Here is a 19,519-nt window from a genome sequence, read left to right as displayed (position 1 = left end):
GGTTCAGTTTACTGACGGAGCATGACTTTGCTGAACGGAGAGGCATTACATGAGAAATAACCAGCCAGTCACACAAAAAGAATATAAGTTTCCAACGCATCATAGACTGATTTCAACAACAGATAAGCGCGGTATTATTCAGCACTGCAACCAAGAGTTTGTTGAGGCGAGTGGCTACTCTCGTGAAGAGTTGATTGGGAAAAATCATAATTTAATTCGTCATCCTGATATGCCTGCACCTGTTTTCAAAGAAATGTGGCGAACACTTGAATCAGGTAAGTGCTGGTTAGGTATCGTTAAGAACAGAAGAAAAAATGGTGACCATTACTGGGTTTCCGCTTTTGTTACACCTGTGTATGACAAAGGAAGTATTGTCGGATATGAGTCTGTTCGCGTGCCCGCTTTTGCTGACGAAATTTCTCGTGCATCGTCTATTTATGAAAGACTTCAAAGTGGAAAATCAGCCGTCTCTTTTGCACAGAGAACAGTCCATGGTTTAGAGCGCACCTGGCCATCATTGACTATTGGTTCGTTACTTACTTTGTCACTCGGTTTTACTACAGGAATGCTTCCCGCAATTATGTCACTAGTTGCATTTGGTGTATTGGTTGTAGTGCAAGATATCAAGTCTCGAAATGAATGGGGTAAGGTAACTGCATTAAGCCCTGAAAGTTACAACAACGAAATTGTTGCGCAGACTTATTTTCCTGACGCAACGCACATTGCGCAGGCGAAGTTGATAGTGGGTTGTGAATTAGCGAGAACAAGAACAGCATTAACCCGAATAAAAGATGCATCTGGCGGACTTGAGGCAATATCAAATACCACGCATGAGCAAGCGGAAAGCACCAGTGCAGCGGTTGTGCAGCAAAATCAAGCTACGCAACAGATAGCATCAGCGGTAACCCAAATGAGCCAAGCTATTCAAGAAGTGGCAGAGCGTGTTGAAAGTAATGCGAAGAGTGCTCGAACTGCAGCGGAAAATGTCAGTATGGGTAACCAAAAAGCAGAGGAAGCCATGCAGGCGATTGTGTCCTTGCGCGAAGCGGTAGAGTCGATATCTGATACAGTAACAGAACTTGCACAGTCAACCACAGATATCGGCGAGGCTGCGAATATCATTTCTACCATTGCTGAACAAACCAATTTACTAGCCTTGAACGCTGCCATTGAGGCTGCTCGTGCAGGTGAACAAGGTCGCGGTTTTGCTGTAGTTGCCGACGAGGTGCGAACACTTGCTTCAAAAACGCGTGAATCGACAGATAAAATCCACAATATCATTAGTGAACTTGCTGAGCGTTCAGACAGAGCAGTGAGAGTTTCAACAGAAGGCTTAGCATCTGCAGAGCATGGTAGTCATATTGTAGAAGAAACGCGAGGTGCATTGTACGAGATAAATAATGCTGTTAAGGGCATTGCAGATGCAACTGTTGAGATGTCTTCAGCTGTTGAAGAACAAAGCACGGTTGCTGAGCACATTAATCAACAGCTTGTTGAAGTTGCTGATGGTGCAGCAGAAACACAACGCTCTTCGGAGGCCTCGTTAACGGCAAGCAACGACTTACGCAAAACCGTTAGCCAAGTTCATGAACTCATTCTTCGTTTTAGTACAAATAAGCGAGTGGGAGAATAGGCGACTTACTCGCCTATTCTTTTCGCCTTTCCTTATCGACCATTCAGTCCGGCGTGTAAACCTCGTTTATATGCCGCCAATGCCGGAAACAGCGACACCAAATAAGTGCTTGTTAATACAAGGCCGATAATAAAAACGCTGCTTTGTCCAAAAAGCGGTGAGCTTATAAAAAGGCCGTATTCGCTACTTAGCCATGGCCCTATTATTCCCATTAAACCAGCAACGAGCAGAAGGCTCAAAACTATACCAGCAGTGGTAATTAACATAGCTTCTATTTGAATGAGTAAAAGCAAGGTTAATGGGCCTGCACCAATAGTTCTTAATACCGCAATTTCTTGGTAGCGTTCGCGCATTGTCGCAAGTTGCATAGTGGCTAAACCAATAAGAGCACATATAACAATAAGTGCAGAAAGAGCCAACAGCAGTGCTTCAATGTTTCCCATAATTTGCCATAGTTCGGCCAATGCCATACCCGGCAAAATGGCCATTAAAGGTGTGTCTTTGTTTTGATTAACTTGGTATTGCAGTTGTAAAGCTGTGACGCGGTGTTTTAAGCCAATCATAACAACGGAAACTTGTTGCGGCTCAAATGTATCACTGTTGTAATCACTTTTTGAGTTGTTAGCATTGTCATGCTCATGCTCATGCTCATGCTCATGCTCATGCTCATGCTCATGCTCATGCTCATACTCATGCTCATGCTCATTGTCCATATCGTGAGAATGGGTAGGAGCAGGCTTTTTCAAAGTGCTACTACTTGTGTGGTTACTATGCGCGCCCTCTAAACCCTCTAGAGTGACATAAACCGCTTTGTCCACCGGCGTACCCGTTTTCTCTAAAACGCCAGAAACAATAAAAGGGTGTGTATCATGATTGTTAAAAGAAACATTACCTAAGCCATGCGATATAACGATATTATCGCCAACGCTATACCCTAAACTACTGGCGATATCAGCGCCAATGACTGCAGAGCGCTGAGCGTTAAATACATTTCCATGTGCAAAACGTAGAGGTTGCATATTTCCGTATTTAAAATGTGTAAAAAAGCGATTTGTCGTGCCTACCACTCGAAAGCCTTTATGAGTGTCGCCTAAAGAGAGCGGTATAAACCAACTAACCTGCTTGTTAGAAGACAGTGACTCCACGCTGTCCCACGCAATTCCCTTTGTTGGTGTTCCTATATTAAAAACGGAAGATAACAACAGATTGAGCTGGCCACTTGGTGCACCAACAATAAGGTCTACACCGGACACTGTGCGGGTAAAACTGCTTTTAACTTGTGTCCGAATAATATCTACAGACAGTAGCAAGCAAATACTTATGGTAATACTAACTAGCGTGAGAATAGCGGTATGTCTTCGTCTCTTGAGGCTTTCTAGCGCAATGGTTCCTAGCATGATATACCTTCCTTTATTTCATGTAGGGCATCAGTGCTTTTTGATGCATGTAAAGTTTGTATATCGATTTGCGTGTCGAAGTAATTCGCCATTGCAGGATCATGACTGACAAAAATCAATGTGCTCTCTTTTGCCACCGACTTTAAAAGGGCCATAAAGCTATCTCGCGCGTTTACATCAAGGGCCGATGTAGGCTCGTCGACAATAAGCAATTGCGGTGAATTGATAAGTGCCCTTGCAATGGCTACGCGCTGTTGTTGTCCAATACTAAGTGCATCTGCTTTTGCGTTAAGAACATTGCTGGGAAGTTGTAGTCGCTTTAGCAAATCTTCCATTTTTTTGCTCAACGCATCATTGCGCAGTTTTGAATGGGCGAAATAAGCAGCAGCACGAATATTCTGCTCTACCGAAAGATAAGGGATCAAGTTGAACTGTTGAAAAACCACACCAATGTGTTGCGCTCGAAAGCGATCGCGCTGTCGGTTGGACAATGTTGAAAAGGATTCGCCTAGTAGCGAAATAATACCGCTACTTGTTGTTAGCGTTCCGCTTAACAAATTAAGCAATGTACTTTTGCCACTGCCTGAAGGACCAAACAAAAATACGTGCTCACCGCGTCTCACTTGCCATTTATCAATTGAAATCACAGGTGCATCAGAGTTGGTATAGGCAAACCGCAAGTGGCGAATATCTACAGCCAGTTCTGAAAGGGTGTTTGACGATGTATTAGCTACCACACTCATCCCTATTTACTACCAATTTAATTCGTATATTAGGTCCAGGCATCCTCTAAACTGCCTTTTTCAGCGTAATTTAGAGGATACACAGGGCGCAGCGAAAATGTACTGTTAAGGTTGGCAAGTTCTTGCCAAGCACTTTATACCGATAAGCCTACTATTTAACTAACGCTTATACGAATAGCTTTATTAGGTTAAAAGGCTTAGTTTGTATTTCACTACTTATAAAATTTAAAAATGTTATGTTATCAAATAACGTTAGAGCCTGTTTGTCTTTATTCACAAAAAATGAACAAAGATAAACAGGCTCTAATATTTATACAGAAATAAAAAGGCAGTAAATTGGTGGTGCTAAATTCGAACTCATCAATTAACGGTGTTTAGCCATTCGCTTGAAGCTTTACCACCTCTGCACTTTCATCTTCAAGTACGCTATCAGCAGTAGCACCTTTAAATATTTTACTAATTTTATCTTTGTTCTTGGCAAGCATTATGGTGAGCTCTTCAATGGCGCCATCATCCATTTTAATACCTTTTGCCGATATGTACTCAGCAAGGTTATCTGCTGCGTCTAGCATCTTATCGTATTGATCGGCTTCTTTTTTGTCGGTAGTTACCAATTTTTCTACCCCTTTGTGTGAAACAACATATTGCGTAGTAATGGCCATGGTAGGTCCCCTGTTTATTAAAGACACAAAAACTGTACAGTAAGTTACTGTATAAATAAACAGTGTTTGGTTTTGTTTTTCTAAATTTTTTATCTGCCGCTGTCTAAGAAACCCTTATATGCGTCCTTGTATATGATTAATGCTTGTGCAAATTTTGACATGTGCGTATAATGCGCGCCCTTACAGCCAACCTAATTCGTTCCTTGTCTCCATACAGTCGGCTGTACTGTCGAGGCTACAACCGTAAGGAGCTATAATGCGTCATTACGAAATCGTATTTATGGTTCACCCTGATCAGAGTGAACAAGTACCTGGTATGATCGAGCGTTATACCACAATCCTTAAGCAAGACGGTGGTCAGATTCATCGTTTAGAAGATTGGGGCCGTCGTCAATTGGCATACCCAATCGAGAAGCTGCACAAAGCCCACTACGTACTAATCAATGCTGAAGCAACTGCAGAAGCTGTTGACGAATTGGAAAATGCTTTCCGTTTCAACGACGTGATCCTACGTAACATGGTTATGCGCACTAAGACTGCTGTGACTGAGCCTTCTCCAATGATGAAAGAAGAGCCTCGTCGTGAGCGTCGTGACGATTCTGCACCTCGCCAAGATCGCGCAGAAAGAAAAACTGAAACCACTGAAGACAACGCTTAAGGAGATCACCCATGGCTCGTTTTTTCAGACGTCGTAAGTTCTGCCGTTTCACTGCAGAAGGTGTGACTGAGATTGATTACAAAGATATCGCTACTCTTAAGAACTACATCACTGAGAGCGGTAAAATTGTCCCTAGCCGTATTACTGGTACAAGCGCAAAATATCAGCGTCAGCTGTCTTCTGCGATCAAGCGCGCACGTTTCCTTGCGTTGCTTCCGTACACTGATTCACACAAGTAATTTGGCGAAAATAAGGGTTAGCTAAGATGAATATCATCCTACTAGATAAAATCGCCAACCTTGGCGGCCTGGGCGACCAAGTGACTGTAAAGTCTGGTTACGCTCGTAACTTCCTTTTCCCACAGGGTAAAGCGGTTCCTGCAACTAAAGACAACGTTGAGAAGTTCGAAGCACGTCGTGCTGAACTAGAAGCGAAAATTGCTGAGCAGCTAGCTGCTGCAAATGCACGCGCTGAAAAAACTCAACGAACTGGCTGAAGTTACAATTGCAGCACCTGCTGGTGACGAAGGTAAACTGTTTGGTTCTGTTGGTACTCGCGACATCGCTGAAGCAATCACTGCTGGCGGCGTAGCGGTAGAAAAAGCAGAAGTTAAATTACCTACTGGTACACTTCGTGAAACTGGTGAGTACGACATCGACCTACAACTTCACTCTGAGGTAGTCACTTCTATCAAAGTGATCATCATTGCTGAAGCGTAAGCGTTGACGTTTTTGAAAAAGCCGCTCTTTTGAGCGGTTTTTTTATGCCTCAAACAATGTGGTGAAATGTATTTTTGCTGTTATTTGCCCCGTAGTCCGTTCATCAAGAATGTAAAAATTCATTTCCAATCTCGACAAATTACCCATAATCCAAGTCCACTCATCTGCGATAAATAACGTTTGTTAAGCAACATTTAAATGAAATGTTAATAGTCGCTAAAAATCTTCTTATCGTAGCTTTAAACTTTTTCTGTCATTCGTGCGACCTATAGTACATCGAACTATAAAACGCATAAGTACCGAATTATGGATATCACTCGTGCAGCAATAAAAAACGCAACTGGGGTAGGCATTGGAATCACCTTATTGGTGTTTCTTGGGTTATACAGCTTGTTTAATTTACCTGTTCAACTGTTCCCCGACATTGAACGACCGAACATCAATATTCAGACGTCTTGGCGTGCAGCTTCGCCCCAAGAAATTGAATCTGAAATTATTGAGCCTCAAGAAGAAGTGCTTCAAGGCATACCGGGTCTTGAATCTATGAGCGCCTGGTCAAATCAGGGTAATGCGTGGATAAACCTTGAGTTTAGTCTTGGTACCGATATGCAAAAAACACTGATTGAAGTGATAAGCCGCATGAATCGCGTACCACCGCTACCAAGGGATGCACTATCACCCAACATTATGCTGGCGGGCAGTGGTGGCGATGCCCCTGCATTAACCTATTTCTTTTTACAGCGTCTACCGGGTAACCCCAATGAAATTAACTCTTATGTTACTTATTTCACTGATGTGATTAAGCCGCAACTAGAGTCTATACCCGGAGTAGCCCGTGCACGTATGGAAAGTGGTGTGGGTGGTGTTGAAGAATTTCAAATTGTATTTGACCCATTCAAGGCCGCCCAGCTCGGTATTGATTTAACCGCAGTAGCTAATGAACTTGGAAGAGCCAATGATATATCTGGTGGCTTTGTTGATGTTGGACGAAGACGCTACACCTTGCGTTTTGAAGGCCGTTATCAGCCCGCCCAGATGGGCGAAATGATATTGGAGTGGCGCAATGGTAGCCCAATTACACTGAACGACATCGCTGAGATTAAAATTACGCGAGCTGATGGCGCTAACTACAGTGTACAAAACGGTAACCCTGCCATTTCTATTCGTGTCGATAGACAAAACAACGCTAACGTACTTGCTACCCTTGAGGCGGTAAAAGCGAAAGTCGCTGAAATTAATGAAAAGGACTTAGCGGCCGGGCAGCTTGTGATGGCGCAAAGCTTTGATGCATCAGTATTCATTTATCGCGCAGTGCAATTGGTAACCAGCAACCTATTTATTGGTGTATTACTAGCAATTGGTATCTTGTGGCTATTCATGCGCCAGCTACGTGCAACGCTTATTGTTGCTTTGGCAATTCCTATCTCTCTGCTAAGTACGTTTGTTGTGCTTCAGATAACGGGACGTTCGTTAAACATCATTTCACTCGCTGGGTTGGCGTTTGCTGTAGGTATGGTTTTAGATGCCGCCATTGTGGTACTCGAAAACATTGTCCGTACTCGCAAAAGTGTGGGTAGTGACGAAGAAAGTGCACACAAAGGAACGAAAGAAGTTTTTGGTGCTTTGATGGCGTCAACAGCTACCACCGTTGCCATATTCATACCCGTTATGTTCTTGGAGGATGTTGAAGGTCAGCTTTTTGCCGACTTGGCGCTAACCATAGCTATTGCAGTGTGTATGTCACTAGTGGTGGCTGTAACGGTGTTGCCGGTTGTTGCAGCCCGTTATCTCAATGGTGAAATGCCAGAAGATAGTCTGCAACGGGTGTGGGCAAAAGTTACCAAAGCAATTATGAAACTCTCCTCTACGCCGCTGCGTCGTGTATTGATGGTACTAACACTTATGGGTGTACCCATCACAGGAAGCGTTTTGATGATGCCTTCCATGGATTACCTTCCACCGGTAAAACGCGATGCCGTTGATGCTTTCTTGATGTTACCCGCAGGAGCAAGTGAAAACTTTATCTCTGAAGAGGTGATCCCAGTCATCGTGGAACGTTTGAAACCTTACATGGATGGTGAAAAGCAGCCCGCATTGAAAAACTACTACATTATCACTTGGCCGAACGGCGGTACCTTAGGTGTGCGGGCAAAAGACCAATCTAAAGTAAAAGAGCTCGAAGCGATCGTTCGCGACGAAATCCTCAAGGACCTTCCTGATACTCAAGCGTTTGCACAGCAAGGTAATTTATTCGGTGGGTTTGGCAATGGGCGCTCCATCAATATTCACCTTCAAGGTGTAGATCAAGACATGCTTGGTGTAGCTGCTCAAGCAGGTTTAGATAAGTTACGTGAGGTATTTCCCAACGCAAATGCACGCTCTAATCCACCGCTAGAACAATCTGAACCAGAATTGCGTTTTTCTCCTAATGACAGTCGCATGATGGAAGTTGGGCTCAATCGCGGTGGTATGGGTAACTTAGTCCGTGCAATGGGCGATGGAATGTATGTTGGCGAGTACTTCGATGGCGTAAAGCGTATGAATATTATATTCCGCTCAGAGCCTTGGCTAACGCCTGAAGATTTAGGGAGTACGCCTATCATGACCCCAGTTGGCGAAGTTGTTCAACTAAACGAGCTGGTTGATATTCAACGGGCAGTAGGGCCCAGTCGTATTCAACGTATAGACGGTCGCCGTACACTTACATTGAATGTAAATCCGCCTGAAGGCATGAGCCTTGAAGAGACGATGAAGGTGATCCAAGCTGAGGTGGAACCCGCCATAATGGCAATGATGCCGACGGATGGCTCTATTGCCTATGGCGGGAGTGCAGGTAGCCTTAAAGGTGCAATTTCTTCAATGACGGATAATTTCCTATTCGCCATGGTCTTGCTACTTCTTCTTATGGCTGGGCTTTTTAAATCATTGAAAGACAGTGTCTTAGTTGTTCTATCTATTCCGCTTGCCACAGTGGGTGGGGTGCTTGCCATTCGCATAATGAATGTTTTCACCTTCCAGCCTATGGATTTACTCACCATGATTGGCTTCATCATTTTACTTGGTTTGGTAGTGAATAATGCCATCTTGCTTGTTCACCAAACTCGACTGGGTGAACAAGATGGCCTCACGCGAGATGAAGCCGTTGAACAAGCGATTCAACTGCGTCTTCGTCCAATCTTCATGAGTACACTTACATCTATTTTTGGCATGTTGCCCCTTTTACTCATGCCTGGTGCAGGAAGTGTTATATATCGCGGGTTAGCTGCGGTAATCGTAGGTGGTATGACGGTAAGCACCATTTTCACGCTGCTATTGTTACCCACATTACTGCGCATGACGGCAACGAAAAAGACAGTTGAAATAAAGAATCACCACGTAGGTGGACTGACGCCGCAATCGGCAAAATTAGACAAACACAGTGACCACTTATAAGGACTAGAAAAATGAAAGCATTAATGAAAACTTCACTTATCAGCGCTTGTGCTTGGGTTGCTGTAGCGTCATCTGGTGTTGCACTGGCCCAAGAGAATACACCGCCACCTGTACTTGTTCAGGTTGATGAAGCGAGAGAGCAAGCAATATCACAACTTACTTGGGTGCCTGGTACGGTGTTGTCTCAAACTGACGCGAACCTAGCATCAGAAGTTAACGGGCGCATTACTTGGATGGCTGAAGTCGGTGATGTGGTTGAAGCAGGTAAGCCGCTAGTTGCAGTTGATGATACGCGACTTACGATTACGCTTGGTCAAAATAAATCAAATATCGCGAAGTGGGAATCGCAGGTTACTTTATTTGAAAAACGTCTTGCCCGTTACAAAGACCTGCAAGCGAGTAACAATACCTCTCGCGGTGAACTTGAAGCGGTAGAAGCAGATTTGGAAAACGCTAAGCAAGAGCTTGCACAAGCGAAGTTAGACTTGGAGTTCACTGCATATCAAATTGCCCAAAGTAATGTAACGGCACCGTTTACGGCACTTGTGGTCGAACGCTTGCAGTCGCCAGGCGAATATACAGCGATTGGCCAAACGTTATTGCGCGTGGTTAATCCTGAGAATGTCGAAGTACAAGTTCGTGCCCCGCTTTCTGTTTTGCCATATATTCAAAGTGGTATGACGGTTAATGTGCAAGGTAAACTCAATCAAGTAGAAGAAGTCATTCGGGCTATCGTACCTGTGGGTAATCAAAACTCCAGAATGATGGAGTTGCGTATTGCTATGAATCAAGGCGACTTTCCCATTGGTAGCGCGGTACGTGTAGCTATTCCAAGTAGCGACACCCACGAGGGCTTAACCATTCATCGTGATGCATTGGTTCTGCGTAAGTCGGGCACCTATATTTATCAACTCAATGAAAATAATGAAGCGCAACAAGTGAAAGTGAGAACCGGCGTTGGCATAGGCGATAGAATTGAGGTTTTTGGAGAGGTTAATCCCGCTCAATACGTGGTAGTTCGCGGTGCTGAGCGGTTACGAGAAGGTCAGAAAGTGCGCTTTGAAGAATCAACAGACACGTTAACGGCGAAAAATTAATATTTCCTTACGCTTATTCGAAGTAATAGTTTTTTAAATTGGGTAAAGTGCGACCTTTTAGATGACGTTTATCAGGAAGATTTTGCAATGCAACTAATGGCAAATCGTCGACTTACTCTCACGCAAGCGTGGCAATCGGTAAAGATAGTAAAGGTGGTGAAGTTGGTAAAGAAGGGCGCGCTCACAGTATTGGTAAGTGCGCTATTAGGCTGTGCGAGTCAAAACCACGTAGAGAAAGTGATACATGATGACTCAGTCATCAACTATGCCGATGTAGAAGGGTATGAAGACAGATTCACCAATATCTATGGTGAGTTCGATGACTACCCAGTTACATGCGAAGACGACTGTTACCCAGCTAATCCTATAATTTCTTGCAAAGAAGAAATGCAAAGTTGTTTGTATAACGGGGAGCATCCTAAGGTTAGTCTTGATACTGGCTATACGGTTACATGGCTTGGTCATGCAAGCTTCGTCATTGATACGCCAAGCGGCGAGCAGTTTTTAATCGACCCTGTATTTGAGCAATTTGATTGGCCTGTAAACTGGGCTTTCAGGCTTGCGGAAGGGTTTAATCGCAATCCTGCAGTGCCTTTAAGTCACGAGAAAAAAGCGCAAACCGATGCAGTACTTTACTCGCATATTCACTATGACCACTTTAACAAAGATGATATTGGCGAGCTTGGTAATACACCGACGTACTTGGTGCCATTAGGTTTTGCTGAGCATTTCCCCAAAGGTGGGTTTACTATTAAGGAAATGGCTTGGTACGCCTCACAAAAAGTCAGTCAGACAACCGCGCACTTTGTTCCTGCTCATCATTTCAGTAATCGTATTTTGGTGCCCTTTATTCATGAAGATAACAATGCCACCTTGTGGGGCGGTTGGGTGTTAGAAAACAATGGAAAAACCTTGTTTTTCGCCGGTGATACGGGGTACTCCCCTCACTTTAAAGACATTCATGAAAGGTTTGGCGATATTGATGTGTGTTTGTTACCCATTGCTTCTTATTTTAGTGAGGAGTCACCTAAATTTTACCGCAAAGTACATACTACACCTGAGGACGCTATTACTGCCGCAGAGGACTTACAATGTGGTGTAGTAATACCATGGGGTTATGGAAATTCGAGTTGGCGTATGGGCGATAAAACGTCTCACTCAGCATTGTTTCGTTTATTACATATGAAAGATAAACTCAATACGCCCATTCCGTGGTATGTGCTAAATGAAGGAGACTCAGTGTCGTTTTAAAATACGCTGTGTTTCAGTACGCTCTCTTGTTAGCAAAAAGAGAAATGTGTGCCTTGTGAATGATTTGAATCATCTGAGTTAAATAGCTAGCTAGTGAACTTGAACGTTATCTAAAAACGAATAAAGCGCATCTATCTTAAGCGGCTTTGAAAAGTAATAGCCTTGATAAATCGAACAGTTCATTGCTTTTAAAAGAGCAAGCTGTTCAATGTTCTCAATACCTTCGGCAACGGTTTCAATATTTAAGTTCTCAGATATGGTCAATATACCTTTGATCATAGAGCGAGCATCCTCATCAAACCCTATGTCGTCCACAAAACTCTTGTCTATTTTTAGTTCATCAATGGCGAGTTCTTTTAATGAGCTTAGTGACGAGTAGCCAGTACCAAAGTCATCAAGGGAAATTTTGACGCCAAGGGTCTTTAGTTTATCAATCACGCGAATTATCTTTTGAACATCTTCAATGAACATGCTTTCCGTTATTTCTAAAACCAAGTGACTAGGCGAGAAACCAAATTCACTTAGCGCGTTTTTCACGTGATAATAGAAATCGGGCTGCATAAATTGCGATACAGAGATATTGACCGAAAGATTTATATTCTTGTGTGTCTTTTGACAAAGTTCGACAATTTGCCTAATGGATTCCCTCAAAATAAATAGCCCTAAACTTGGCATAATACCCAGTGACTCTGCGATGGGAATAAACTTGAAAGGTGGAATACTACCGAGTGATTTGTTGTCCCAGCGAATGAGTGCTTCTACACCGTGAAGCTGTCCGTCGTATTTTATTTGAGGCTGATAAACCATATACAACTCGTTGTTTACTAGCGCTGTTTTTAGTTCTTGCTCCACTTGTAATCTAAACGCCAACTGTTCTTTTAACGTGTTGGTGTAAACGACGTGCGAATCTCTGCATTTCTTCGCCTCATGCAAGGCAAGGTCTGCGTTAGAAATAATATCATTTAGGCTATTACCGTCTTGTGGATAGCTAGATATACCAACGCTGGTGGTGATTTCAAATTGAATATCTTTCCATGGGAAGGGTTGCTTAATGACTTTAGAAAGCGCTGCGCATGTTTCGTTTAAATTAGCAACAGCAGCGGAGTAACTCACTATTAGAAATTCATCGCTTCCATAACGAACTAGTATGTCATTAGGTGACTTGTAGTTAGTTAGCCTCGTTGAAATTTCACACAGAACGCGATCACCAATGTCGTGCCCAAATTTTTCGTTAATACTCTTGAATCGGTCTAAGTTAATTAAAAAAACCACATAGGGATTTGTGGATTGATTAATATGCGATTCTTGCTCCTTCAAAAAGAAGCGGTTGTGAATATTGGTTAAAAAATCGTGAGTGGCTTGGAAGCTTAATGCGGTTTGCTTTTTTTCTTCTGCATCGGCTATTTTTTTAAATAGTGCGAAGATAATCCCCAGCGAAGTAAAGAACAGGGTGACTAAAAAAAGCACTTTCTTGAAAAATATTGCTTTAACCGTATCCAAGCTTACATTGGTACTCAACCACAGTTGATAATCCTTAAAGTAGGTACTTGCTACAAGCCCATAGCCTTGAGGTGTTTGCGACTGGTGGGTGATAACCAACTCTTTCTCTTTTATTTCTTCTAACGTAAACGGTAATTGACTAAGAAGAGCACTAAGCCCTTGCTTGACAGATTTTTCCGATATTGGCACTTGGTAGCTCTCTTTGTCGTATATTTTTGCTACTGGGGCCAGCATAAAAAATCTATCAAAATCTCTAAAAATATACGTGTCGTAAATCTCAATATCTTCATTGTTAGACGACAGGAAATTAAATTCTTTGTGCATATCTAAAGCTAGGGTAAGCACAAAGACCACTTCTCCATTTTCGTTGCGAACAGCTTTGCGAATAGGGATCACAAACTTCTGAAGTGACTGAACGAAATAGGTCCTACCTATAACGGGCTCTTGAACCTGAAGTGTGTGTAAGAATGTCGCCCTAGTAAATGAGATTTTAAGTAGATTAAATCCCTCTTCTAATGGCGTGGATGAGTTTGAAAGAAGAGGCGCGCCATTCACGTCAAAAATACCGATAGCTAACAAAGAGTCATCTATGGTCATGATAGAGTCTATTAAATTAGTAATTGGTGTATTGGTTATCGTGTAATCATAGTGCGCCATTTCAACAGACAGTAAGTCGAGTGCGACTTCATATTTTTGGAGTACCGCTTTAATTGAATTAGCATTAGTTTTAGTTAGGCTTTTCAATTGGTTTTCAACGTCGCCATAAACGTTGTTGTAGGATAAATAGGTGGCGACAAGGAAAAGCGATAACCATATAGCGGCAACCAATTGAAAGCCGAGCCAGATATTCTTCTTCAAAAATGCCATATAAAGCGTTAGTCACTCTTCAATTACCAGCCTCGGACAAAGTGCCGCAAATACACATTCTTATATTACTTTGTAACGTCTTGCTTGCGTGTAAGGGGTCTACTTGAAACTGATGTAAGTTTAATAAAACACTAACAAGGTAGTCAGTTTTACATCAAATAGTAGTTTCTAATTAAGATAAAAACAATATACACGCTGATAGGGCATTTAATTGCCCCCACTTTGTTGTAACTGGCTTATTTGGGCAACCAAATTGCGTCAGTAACACCTTGCGATGGACAATTTTGACCGCCAACACAAAAAACAAAGATACACGCCCCCTAGGGTATGGCAAGGCTATTTGTTCGTAATTTTTTCGCACTTTAAACGCCATTCATCATCAAGCGTGTCTAATGCTGCGAGCTTTGCCGCTAAGGCTTTATCTGTCTTGTTGTGGGCACATTGCATTAGCGTGTGTACGTCCGTGGTGTCGTCTTCGCGGCTAAGTAATGTAACCGTATCGCCAAGGTGAATTACGCCTGTTTTGATTACCCGGTAGTACCAACCTGTAATGCCGCGCTCACCTACGAAGCGATCTAAATTAGGTATGTCGAAACGCTGAGAGATTTTAATACATGGAGCTCTTGGGGCACTGACTTGTAGTTCCACTTCACCAAATTGCCAAATATCACCAATATAGACAGTAGCATCATCCATGCCTTCTACACTGATGTTTTCTCCAATACTTCCTATTTCGAAGTTACCTTCTGGGAAGTGTTTCGCCAGTGTGAGATAGTTCGTAGGGCAAAACTGATGTAGGACTTTTTCCGGTCCGCCATGAAGCTTTTTATTTGCTTGTTCATCTTCATCGGTACCATCAATATGCACGGTTAATGCATTTATCGCACTTTTTACAATACTGCTTGGTGCACCTCTAGGGCCCATTGGTTGAGGCTTGCCGGCAAATAACCCACTTACTTTAAAGGTTGGTGACATGGTTTCTCCAAAAAAATATTTTGTGCATTTAAACCTTTCTCCTATAGGGTACGACTAACTCTATAACACAAACAAGTGCTGCAATAAAAAAGCACATAAGTTCATAACTTTAAGAGAATACGATGGAACACACCCAACAACGTGTAGTTCACGCCGATGTGGTGTTTGGTAACCAAAGCGAAGAGGCGTTAATTTCGTCTGCGAAACGGGGCAATAAGCAAGCATTTCACTCGCTGTATGAAATGCATATCGCTCGTGTGTACGCTTTGTGTTATCGGCTTACAGGTGAAAAAGGTATGGCTGAAGACGCCTCTCAAGAGGTCTTTATTCAAGTGTGGAAAAAGCTCGACAATTTTGACGGTCAAAGTCTGTTTTCGACGTGGCTACACAGCGTGACAGCTAACATCACTATCTCGTATATGCGCAAGCAAAAGGGATGGGTACAGCGGATGTTCAACTTAGAAGCAAGTGGTATTTATGAAATGGCCGCTGAATCGAATAGTACCGATATTGATTTAGAGGGCTTAATTGTTCGACTACCCGAGCGAGCACGTATGGTGTTCGTTCTACACGCACTAGAAGGGTATAGGCACGAAGAAGTCGCCACTATGTTGAATATGGCAGTAGGGTCGAGTAAAGCACAGTTTTTTCGGGCTAAACAGTTATTAAAAGATTTTATGGGGTATGAAGATGAGTGATTTTGATGACAAGCTATCTCAGCATATCGCTAATTTAAGTAAAGTAAAAAAAACCTGAGCGCGACTTGTGGCGAGGCGTAGAGCTTGGCATCGAAGCGCAAAGAGAGGTATCAACGAGTACACAGGTAGCCGGTGTGAGTAACCGACAATGGTTTGCTATTGCGGCAAGTGTCTGCTTAGTCACTGTATTGTGGCTAACTGCGCCGTTCGCCTATAGAGCTGACCAATCAATGAATGATAGCTATGCGCTAATCGATGCCATGAGTTCTCAGCAGCAACAACAAGTAAGTAGTTTGCTTGCCAGTTATCAAAGCACACCCGCTTTGACAGAAGACTGGCAGCAACAATTAAAAGAGTTAGACGACGCCGCAGATGCAATTAAAGCTGCATTGCAAGAAGATCCAGATAATTCAGCGTTAATCAAAATGCTACATCATGTATATCAACAGCAAATTGCCTTAATTGAGCGAGTGCACGCGCCAAAGTGGCAGCAAATTTAATAAGGGTATAACTATGACAGGTAATAAGATCACAATGTTCTCTCAGCATGTAACCAAAAGCGTCGGTGCAGCACTTTTACTTACTTTTTCTTTAAGCGCATTGGCGGGTGAACAAGTTGATAGCACACTAGATACATCAACTTCGCCCAAACTGGACATAGAGCATGTAAACGGTAAAGCAGATATTCGCGTATGGGATAAACCGCAAGTGCGAGTAACCGGTGAGCTCGGTGATGATACCGAAGAGTTTGTGTTTGAAAAGCGCGGTGATGTAGTTGTCATCCACGTTGAAGTGGAGCGTCATGACAGAAATTGGTTTAAGAAGAGCAAAGACGGTGACGATTTAACTATTTATGTACCAGCAAGCAGTGACCTTCATTACACCGCAGTCAATGCTGATGTAAATGTAGAGGGTATAACCAAAGCTGTTGATATTGAAGTGGTAAATGGTGGTGTCTCGGTTAAAAACGTCGGCACCAAAGTGGAAGTAGAGTCAGTTAATGGTGACATTGAGTTGATTGACGTAAACGGTCATTTAGAGGCAGAAGCCGTCAATGGTGATATTCATGTTAAGCATACTGGGCGTGAAGAGATTTCTGTTGCAACGGTTAACGGTAAGGTAAGTGTAGAGTCCAATAGCCCCGAAGTTCAGGTTGAAACGGTTAATGGGCGCATTGAACTTAAGCTACAAAAAATTGATGCTCTTCAGATTAACACAGTGAATGGCCGCACGTTGGCCAACATGACAGTGAACAAAAACGGTAGTGTGAAGGCCAATTCCGTTGGTGGCACTATAGAGCTAGTCTTTCAAAAAGGCGTGTCTGCGCAATTTGATATTGAAGCTCATGCTGGAGGCGATATCATCAACAAAATCAGTGATGATAGCGTGAAAAAAGCTAAGTATGGACCAAGCAGTAGCTTGCAATTTATTAATAATGGTGGCGCTGCAAATGTAGATATATCAACAGTACATGGACGAATTGTTATAGAGGAAAAGTAAGTTGATATGGATATTTAATCGTCGAGATAGGTTGAAAAAAAGATTTTAGTCCATATTAATTAATCAACGCGCAACAAGCTGCCGTCATCGGCAGCTTGTTGCTTTTTAGTCGTTAAAATGGGGCGTTTGAACGCGCAAGAAGCAACATTTCTTTATTCTACTACTCTGAATCATTGTCATTTTTTCGGTTCGCTTAAGTAAGTGTGTAGAAAGGGATCACAGACAGTGGAGAGCACATTGAGTTTAGTAGGGCACGCCAAACGGTTTTGGCGATTACACGGCTTGGTTTTAGGAGCTCTGAGCGTGTCGGTCTTGGCGTTAGGTTGCGCAGTACAAGAGCCGGCTTTCTATGAAGGAACTTGGGTAGTTACCAAAGCTTACCAACCAGGCATTTCAGCCCATTCAAAAGAACAAGCCGCGCACTTCTTAGGGAGTTCTGTTACCTATACGCCTCAATCAGCAAAATTAGACCAACACGTGTGTCAATCGCCCGTTTATAAGTCTGAGAAGCTTAAAGTAGATGATTTTCAATCAAGCTATAAGGTTTCTATACAAGAGCTCGGTTTTTCTAATGAACGTGTCACACAAGTCACTCTCACTTGTGAGGATGGTGAATTTTCATTGGGGTCATTAATGTTATTTCAGGAAAATACTCACGCTTATACACTTGTTGATGGCACATTTTTCAAATTAGAGAAAACGTTATAACTGTTTTTGAATCAGTATTTTTGTTTTTAGGGTATAAAAAGCCAACATACGCTCTATGTTGAATGCGCTAATTTTTACCTATCCAATTTAAATATTTAAGCCAATTCCTTTCCTTCGTTTGTTGAGCAGAACGCGTTAAAAGCGCATAATATCCCACTGGTTTTTGCTCAAGAATATAGGTTGTTACGTGGCATCTGCTCCTCAAGGCGATAAGAATGTAGAAAAATTGAAGGTTCCACCTCACAGTATCGAGGCGGAGCAGTCTGTTTTAGGTAGCATGCTTATTGATCCTGAAAGTTGGGATAAAGTCGCAGAGTTAGTCACCGATAACGACTTTTACAATCGTTCACACCAAATTATTTTCCGAGCAATCACCCGCTTACTCAACCGCAGTCTTCCTATTGATCTCATCACGGTTTCAGAAGAACTGGAGAAGCATGATGAGTTAGACGATGCAGGAGGGTTTGCCTATCTTGGTGAATTAGCCAAAAATACACCCAGTTCTGCCAACGTAGCCTCGTATTCTCAAATTATTAGTGAACGGGCCATTACCCGTGAACTTATCGGTGTTGCGCATGAAATTGCAGAGATCGGTTATAACCCCGAGGGCAGAGACAGCGCAGATATTCTGGATTTAGCTGAAAGTAAAGTTTTTGAAATTGCTGAGCGAAGAACTGGCGAAAATGAAGGGCCGCGAAATGTTGAGTCTGTCTTGGGAAAAACCATAGACAGACTTGAAGAGTTAGTAAAAACCAATAAAGAAGTAACAGGGGTTACTACTGGTTTTACAGACCTAGATAAAAAAACCAGTGGCTTGCAACCATCAGATTTGATCATTGTGGCGGCGCGTCCTTCAATGGGAAAAACCACGTTTGCAATGAACTTGGTCGAGAATGCAATGATGGCAGAAGATAAGCCGGTACTTGTATTCAGCTTAGAGATGCCTTCAGAGCAAATTATGATGCGTATGTTGGCATCGTTAAGCCGTGTCGATCAGACAAAGATTAGAACAGCTCAACTAGACGATGAGGATTGGGCGAGAATATCTAATACCATGGCGATGCTTAAAGACAAAGATAGCTTGTTTGTGGATGATTCATCAGGTCTTACACCCATGGATGTACGAAGCCGCGCGAGAAAGCTCGCTCGAGAGCGTGGAGGAATTAGCCTTATTATGGTGGATTACCTTCAGCTAATGCGAGTGCCGTCGTTAAGTGATAATCGTACGCTTGAAATTGCTGAAATCTCACGCTCGTTAAAGGCGTTGGCGAAAGAGTTAGAAGTTCCGGTTGTTGCTCTTTCTCAGCTTAACCGTACGCTAGAGCAACGGGCAGATAAGCGGCCGGTTAACTCTGATCTTCGTGAATCGGGCTCTATCGAGCAGGATGCCGACCTTATTATGTTTATTTATCGCGATGAGGTATATCACGAAAACAGTGAAGATAAGGGTATTGCTGAAATCATTATCGGTAAGCAACGTAATGGTCCAATCGGTACCTGCCGCTTAACCTTCCAAGGTCAGTTTTCCCGCTTTGATAACTATGCGGGTCCAGCAATCGCTGACGAATACTAGAGCATATTGATCTTTTTAGGGACACTTTGCGGCAAAAATAAACCGCAAAGGTCAACATGCTCTAATAAAAAACGGCGCCACTAGGGCGCCTTTCTCGTCAAATCAA

15 protein-coding genes and 2 pseudogenes are annotated in these 19,519 nt (G+C 42.9%); 12 read left to right on the top strand and 5 right to left on the bottom strand.

Annotation, left to right across the window (positions count from 1 at the left end):
- Window positions 1–49: 49 nt before the first annotated feature.
- On the top strand, window positions 50–1,633 hold the full coding sequence (locus EYR97_RS16905) for a PAS domain-containing methyl-accepting chemotaxis protein (protein ID WP_131094834.1): 1,584 nt from the start codon (window positions 50–52) through the stop codon (window positions 1,631–1,633).
- Between the two features lie 32 nt (window positions 1,634–1,665).
- Here the strand turns inward: EYR97_RS16905 and EYR97_RS16900 are convergent, their stop codons facing one another.
- From EYR97_RS16900 to EYR97_RS16890, 3 genes are all read right to left on the bottom strand, one after another.
- Window positions 1,666–3,030, bottom strand: coding sequence for an ABC transporter permease (locus EYR97_RS16900; protein ID WP_131094833.1), 1,365 nt, complete (start codon window positions 3,028–3,030; stop codon window positions 1,666–1,668).
- The gene (locus tag EYR97_RS16895; RefSeq protein ID WP_131094832.1) at window positions 3,024–3,773 is read right to left on the bottom strand and encodes an ABC transporter ATP-binding protein; all 750 of its coding nucleotides are present in this window, start codon (window positions 3,771–3,773) and stop codon (window positions 3,024–3,026) included. Before EYR97_RS16895 ends, EYR97_RS16900 begins: the two co-directional genes overlap by 7 nt.
- Window positions 3,774–4,147: 374 nt before the next feature.
- A complete protein-coding gene (locus tag EYR97_RS16890; RefSeq protein ID WP_131094831.1) occupies window positions 4,148–4,435 on the bottom strand; it encodes a YebG family protein in 288 nt (95 codons plus the stop codon).
- Between the two features lie 256 nt (window positions 4,436–4,691).
- On the opposite strand from EYR97_RS16890, the gene rpsF reads away from it, so the two are divergent.
- The 6 genes and pseudogenes from rpsF (at window position 4,692) to EYR97_RS16860 (ending at window position 11,592) form a co-directional block, all read left to right on the top strand.
- Window positions 4,692–5,093, top strand: a complete 402-nt coding sequence (gene rpsF, locus EYR97_RS16885) for a 30S ribosomal protein S6 (protein ID WP_131094830.1) — start codon at window positions 4,692–4,694, stop codon at window positions 5,091–5,093.
- A gap of 11 nt (window positions 5,094–5,104) precedes the next feature.
- Window positions 5,105–5,332 carry a 30S ribosomal protein S18 gene (rpsR, locus tag EYR97_RS16880; RefSeq protein WP_012519954.1) on the top strand — a complete coding sequence of 76 codons (228 nt, stop codon included), beginning with the start codon at window positions 5,105–5,107 and terminating at the stop codon, window positions 5,330–5,332.
- Window positions 5,333–5,358: 26 nt separating this feature from the next.
- A pseudogene (gene rplI, locus EYR97_RS16875) lies at window positions 5,359–5,812 on the top strand (50S ribosomal protein L9).
- 306 nt (window positions 5,813–6,118) lie between these two features.
- Window positions 6,119–9,244 (top strand): efflux RND transporter permease subunit, encoded by a 3,126-nt coding sequence (locus EYR97_RS16870; protein ID WP_131094829.1) that lies wholly within the window; start codon window positions 6,119–6,121, stop codon window positions 9,242–9,244.
- Window positions 9,245–9,255: 11 nt separating this feature from the next.
- Window positions 9,256–10,341, top strand: a complete 1,086-nt coding sequence (locus tag EYR97_RS16865; RefSeq protein ID WP_131094828.1) for an efflux RND transporter periplasmic adaptor subunit — start codon at window positions 9,256–9,258, stop codon at window positions 10,339–10,341.
- A gap of 87 nt (window positions 10,342–10,428) precedes the next feature.
- Window positions 10,429–11,592 (top strand): MBL fold metallo-hydrolase, encoded by a 1,164-nt coding sequence (locus EYR97_RS16860; RefSeq protein ID WP_242635064.1) that lies wholly within the window; start codon window positions 10,429–10,431, stop codon window positions 11,590–11,592.
- 90 nt (window positions 11,593–11,682) lie between these two features.
- On the opposite strand, the gene EYR97_RS16855 is transcribed toward EYR97_RS16860, so the two are convergent.
- Together EYR97_RS16855 and EYR97_RS16850 are read right to left on the bottom strand one after the other, a co-directional pair.
- Window positions 11,683–13,959 carry an EAL domain-containing protein gene (locus EYR97_RS16855; RefSeq protein ID WP_131094827.1) on the bottom strand — a complete coding sequence of 759 codons (2,277 nt, stop codon included), beginning with the start codon at window positions 13,957–13,959 and terminating at the stop codon, window positions 11,683–11,685.
- Window positions 13,960–14,295: 336 nt separating this feature from the next.
- The gene (locus tag EYR97_RS16850) at window positions 14,296–14,934 is read right to left on the bottom strand and encodes an MOSC domain-containing protein (protein ID WP_131094826.1); all 639 of its coding nucleotides are present in this window, start codon (window positions 14,932–14,934) and stop codon (window positions 14,296–14,298) included.
- 122 nt (window positions 14,935–15,056) lie between these two features.
- Here EYR97_RS16850 and EYR97_RS16845 point away from each other — a divergent pair, with 122 nt between their 5' ends.
- The 5 genes and pseudogenes from EYR97_RS16845 to dnaB all read left to right on the top strand — a co-directional run bounded on the left by EYR97_RS16845 (window position 15,057) and on the right by dnaB (window position 19,413).
- Window positions 15,057–15,632, top strand: a complete 576-nt coding sequence (locus tag EYR97_RS16845) for an RNA polymerase sigma factor (protein WP_131094825.1) — start codon at window positions 15,057–15,059, stop codon at window positions 15,630–15,632.
- Window positions 15,625–16,132 (top strand): annotated as a pseudogene (locus EYR97_RS16840) (hypothetical protein). The gene EYR97_RS16845 and the pseudogene EYR97_RS16840 overlap by 8 nt, the downstream one beginning before the upstream one ends.
- 13 nt (window positions 16,133–16,145) lie before the next feature.
- Complete coding sequence (locus EYR97_RS16835; RefSeq protein ID WP_131094824.1) at window positions 16,146–17,132, top strand: DUF4097 family beta strand repeat protein; 987 nt, start codon at window positions 16,146–16,148, stop codon at window positions 17,130–17,132.
- 237 nt (window positions 17,133–17,369) lie between these two features.
- Window positions 17,370–17,840 carry a hypothetical protein gene (locus EYR97_RS16830; RefSeq protein ID WP_131094823.1) on the top strand — a complete coding sequence of 157 codons (471 nt, stop codon included), beginning with the start codon at window positions 17,370–17,372 and terminating at the stop codon, window positions 17,838–17,840.
- A 187-nt stretch (window positions 17,841–18,027) separates the two neighbouring features.
- Entirely contained in the window at window positions 18,028–19,413 is a 1,386-nt protein-coding gene (gene dnaB / locus EYR97_RS16825) for a replicative DNA helicase (RefSeq protein WP_131094822.1), read from the top strand.
- The last annotated feature ends 106 nt before the right edge of the window (window positions 19,414–19,519 follow it).

It is taken from the genome of Alteromonas sp. KUL42, from assembly GCF_006538325.1.
Taxonomy (GTDB): Bacteria; Pseudomonadota; Gammaproteobacteria; order Enterobacterales; family Alteromonadaceae; genus Alteromonas.
The sequence above is the reverse complement of the archived record's forward strand: the minus strand, read 5'-3'. Positions and strand labels throughout refer to the sequence as shown.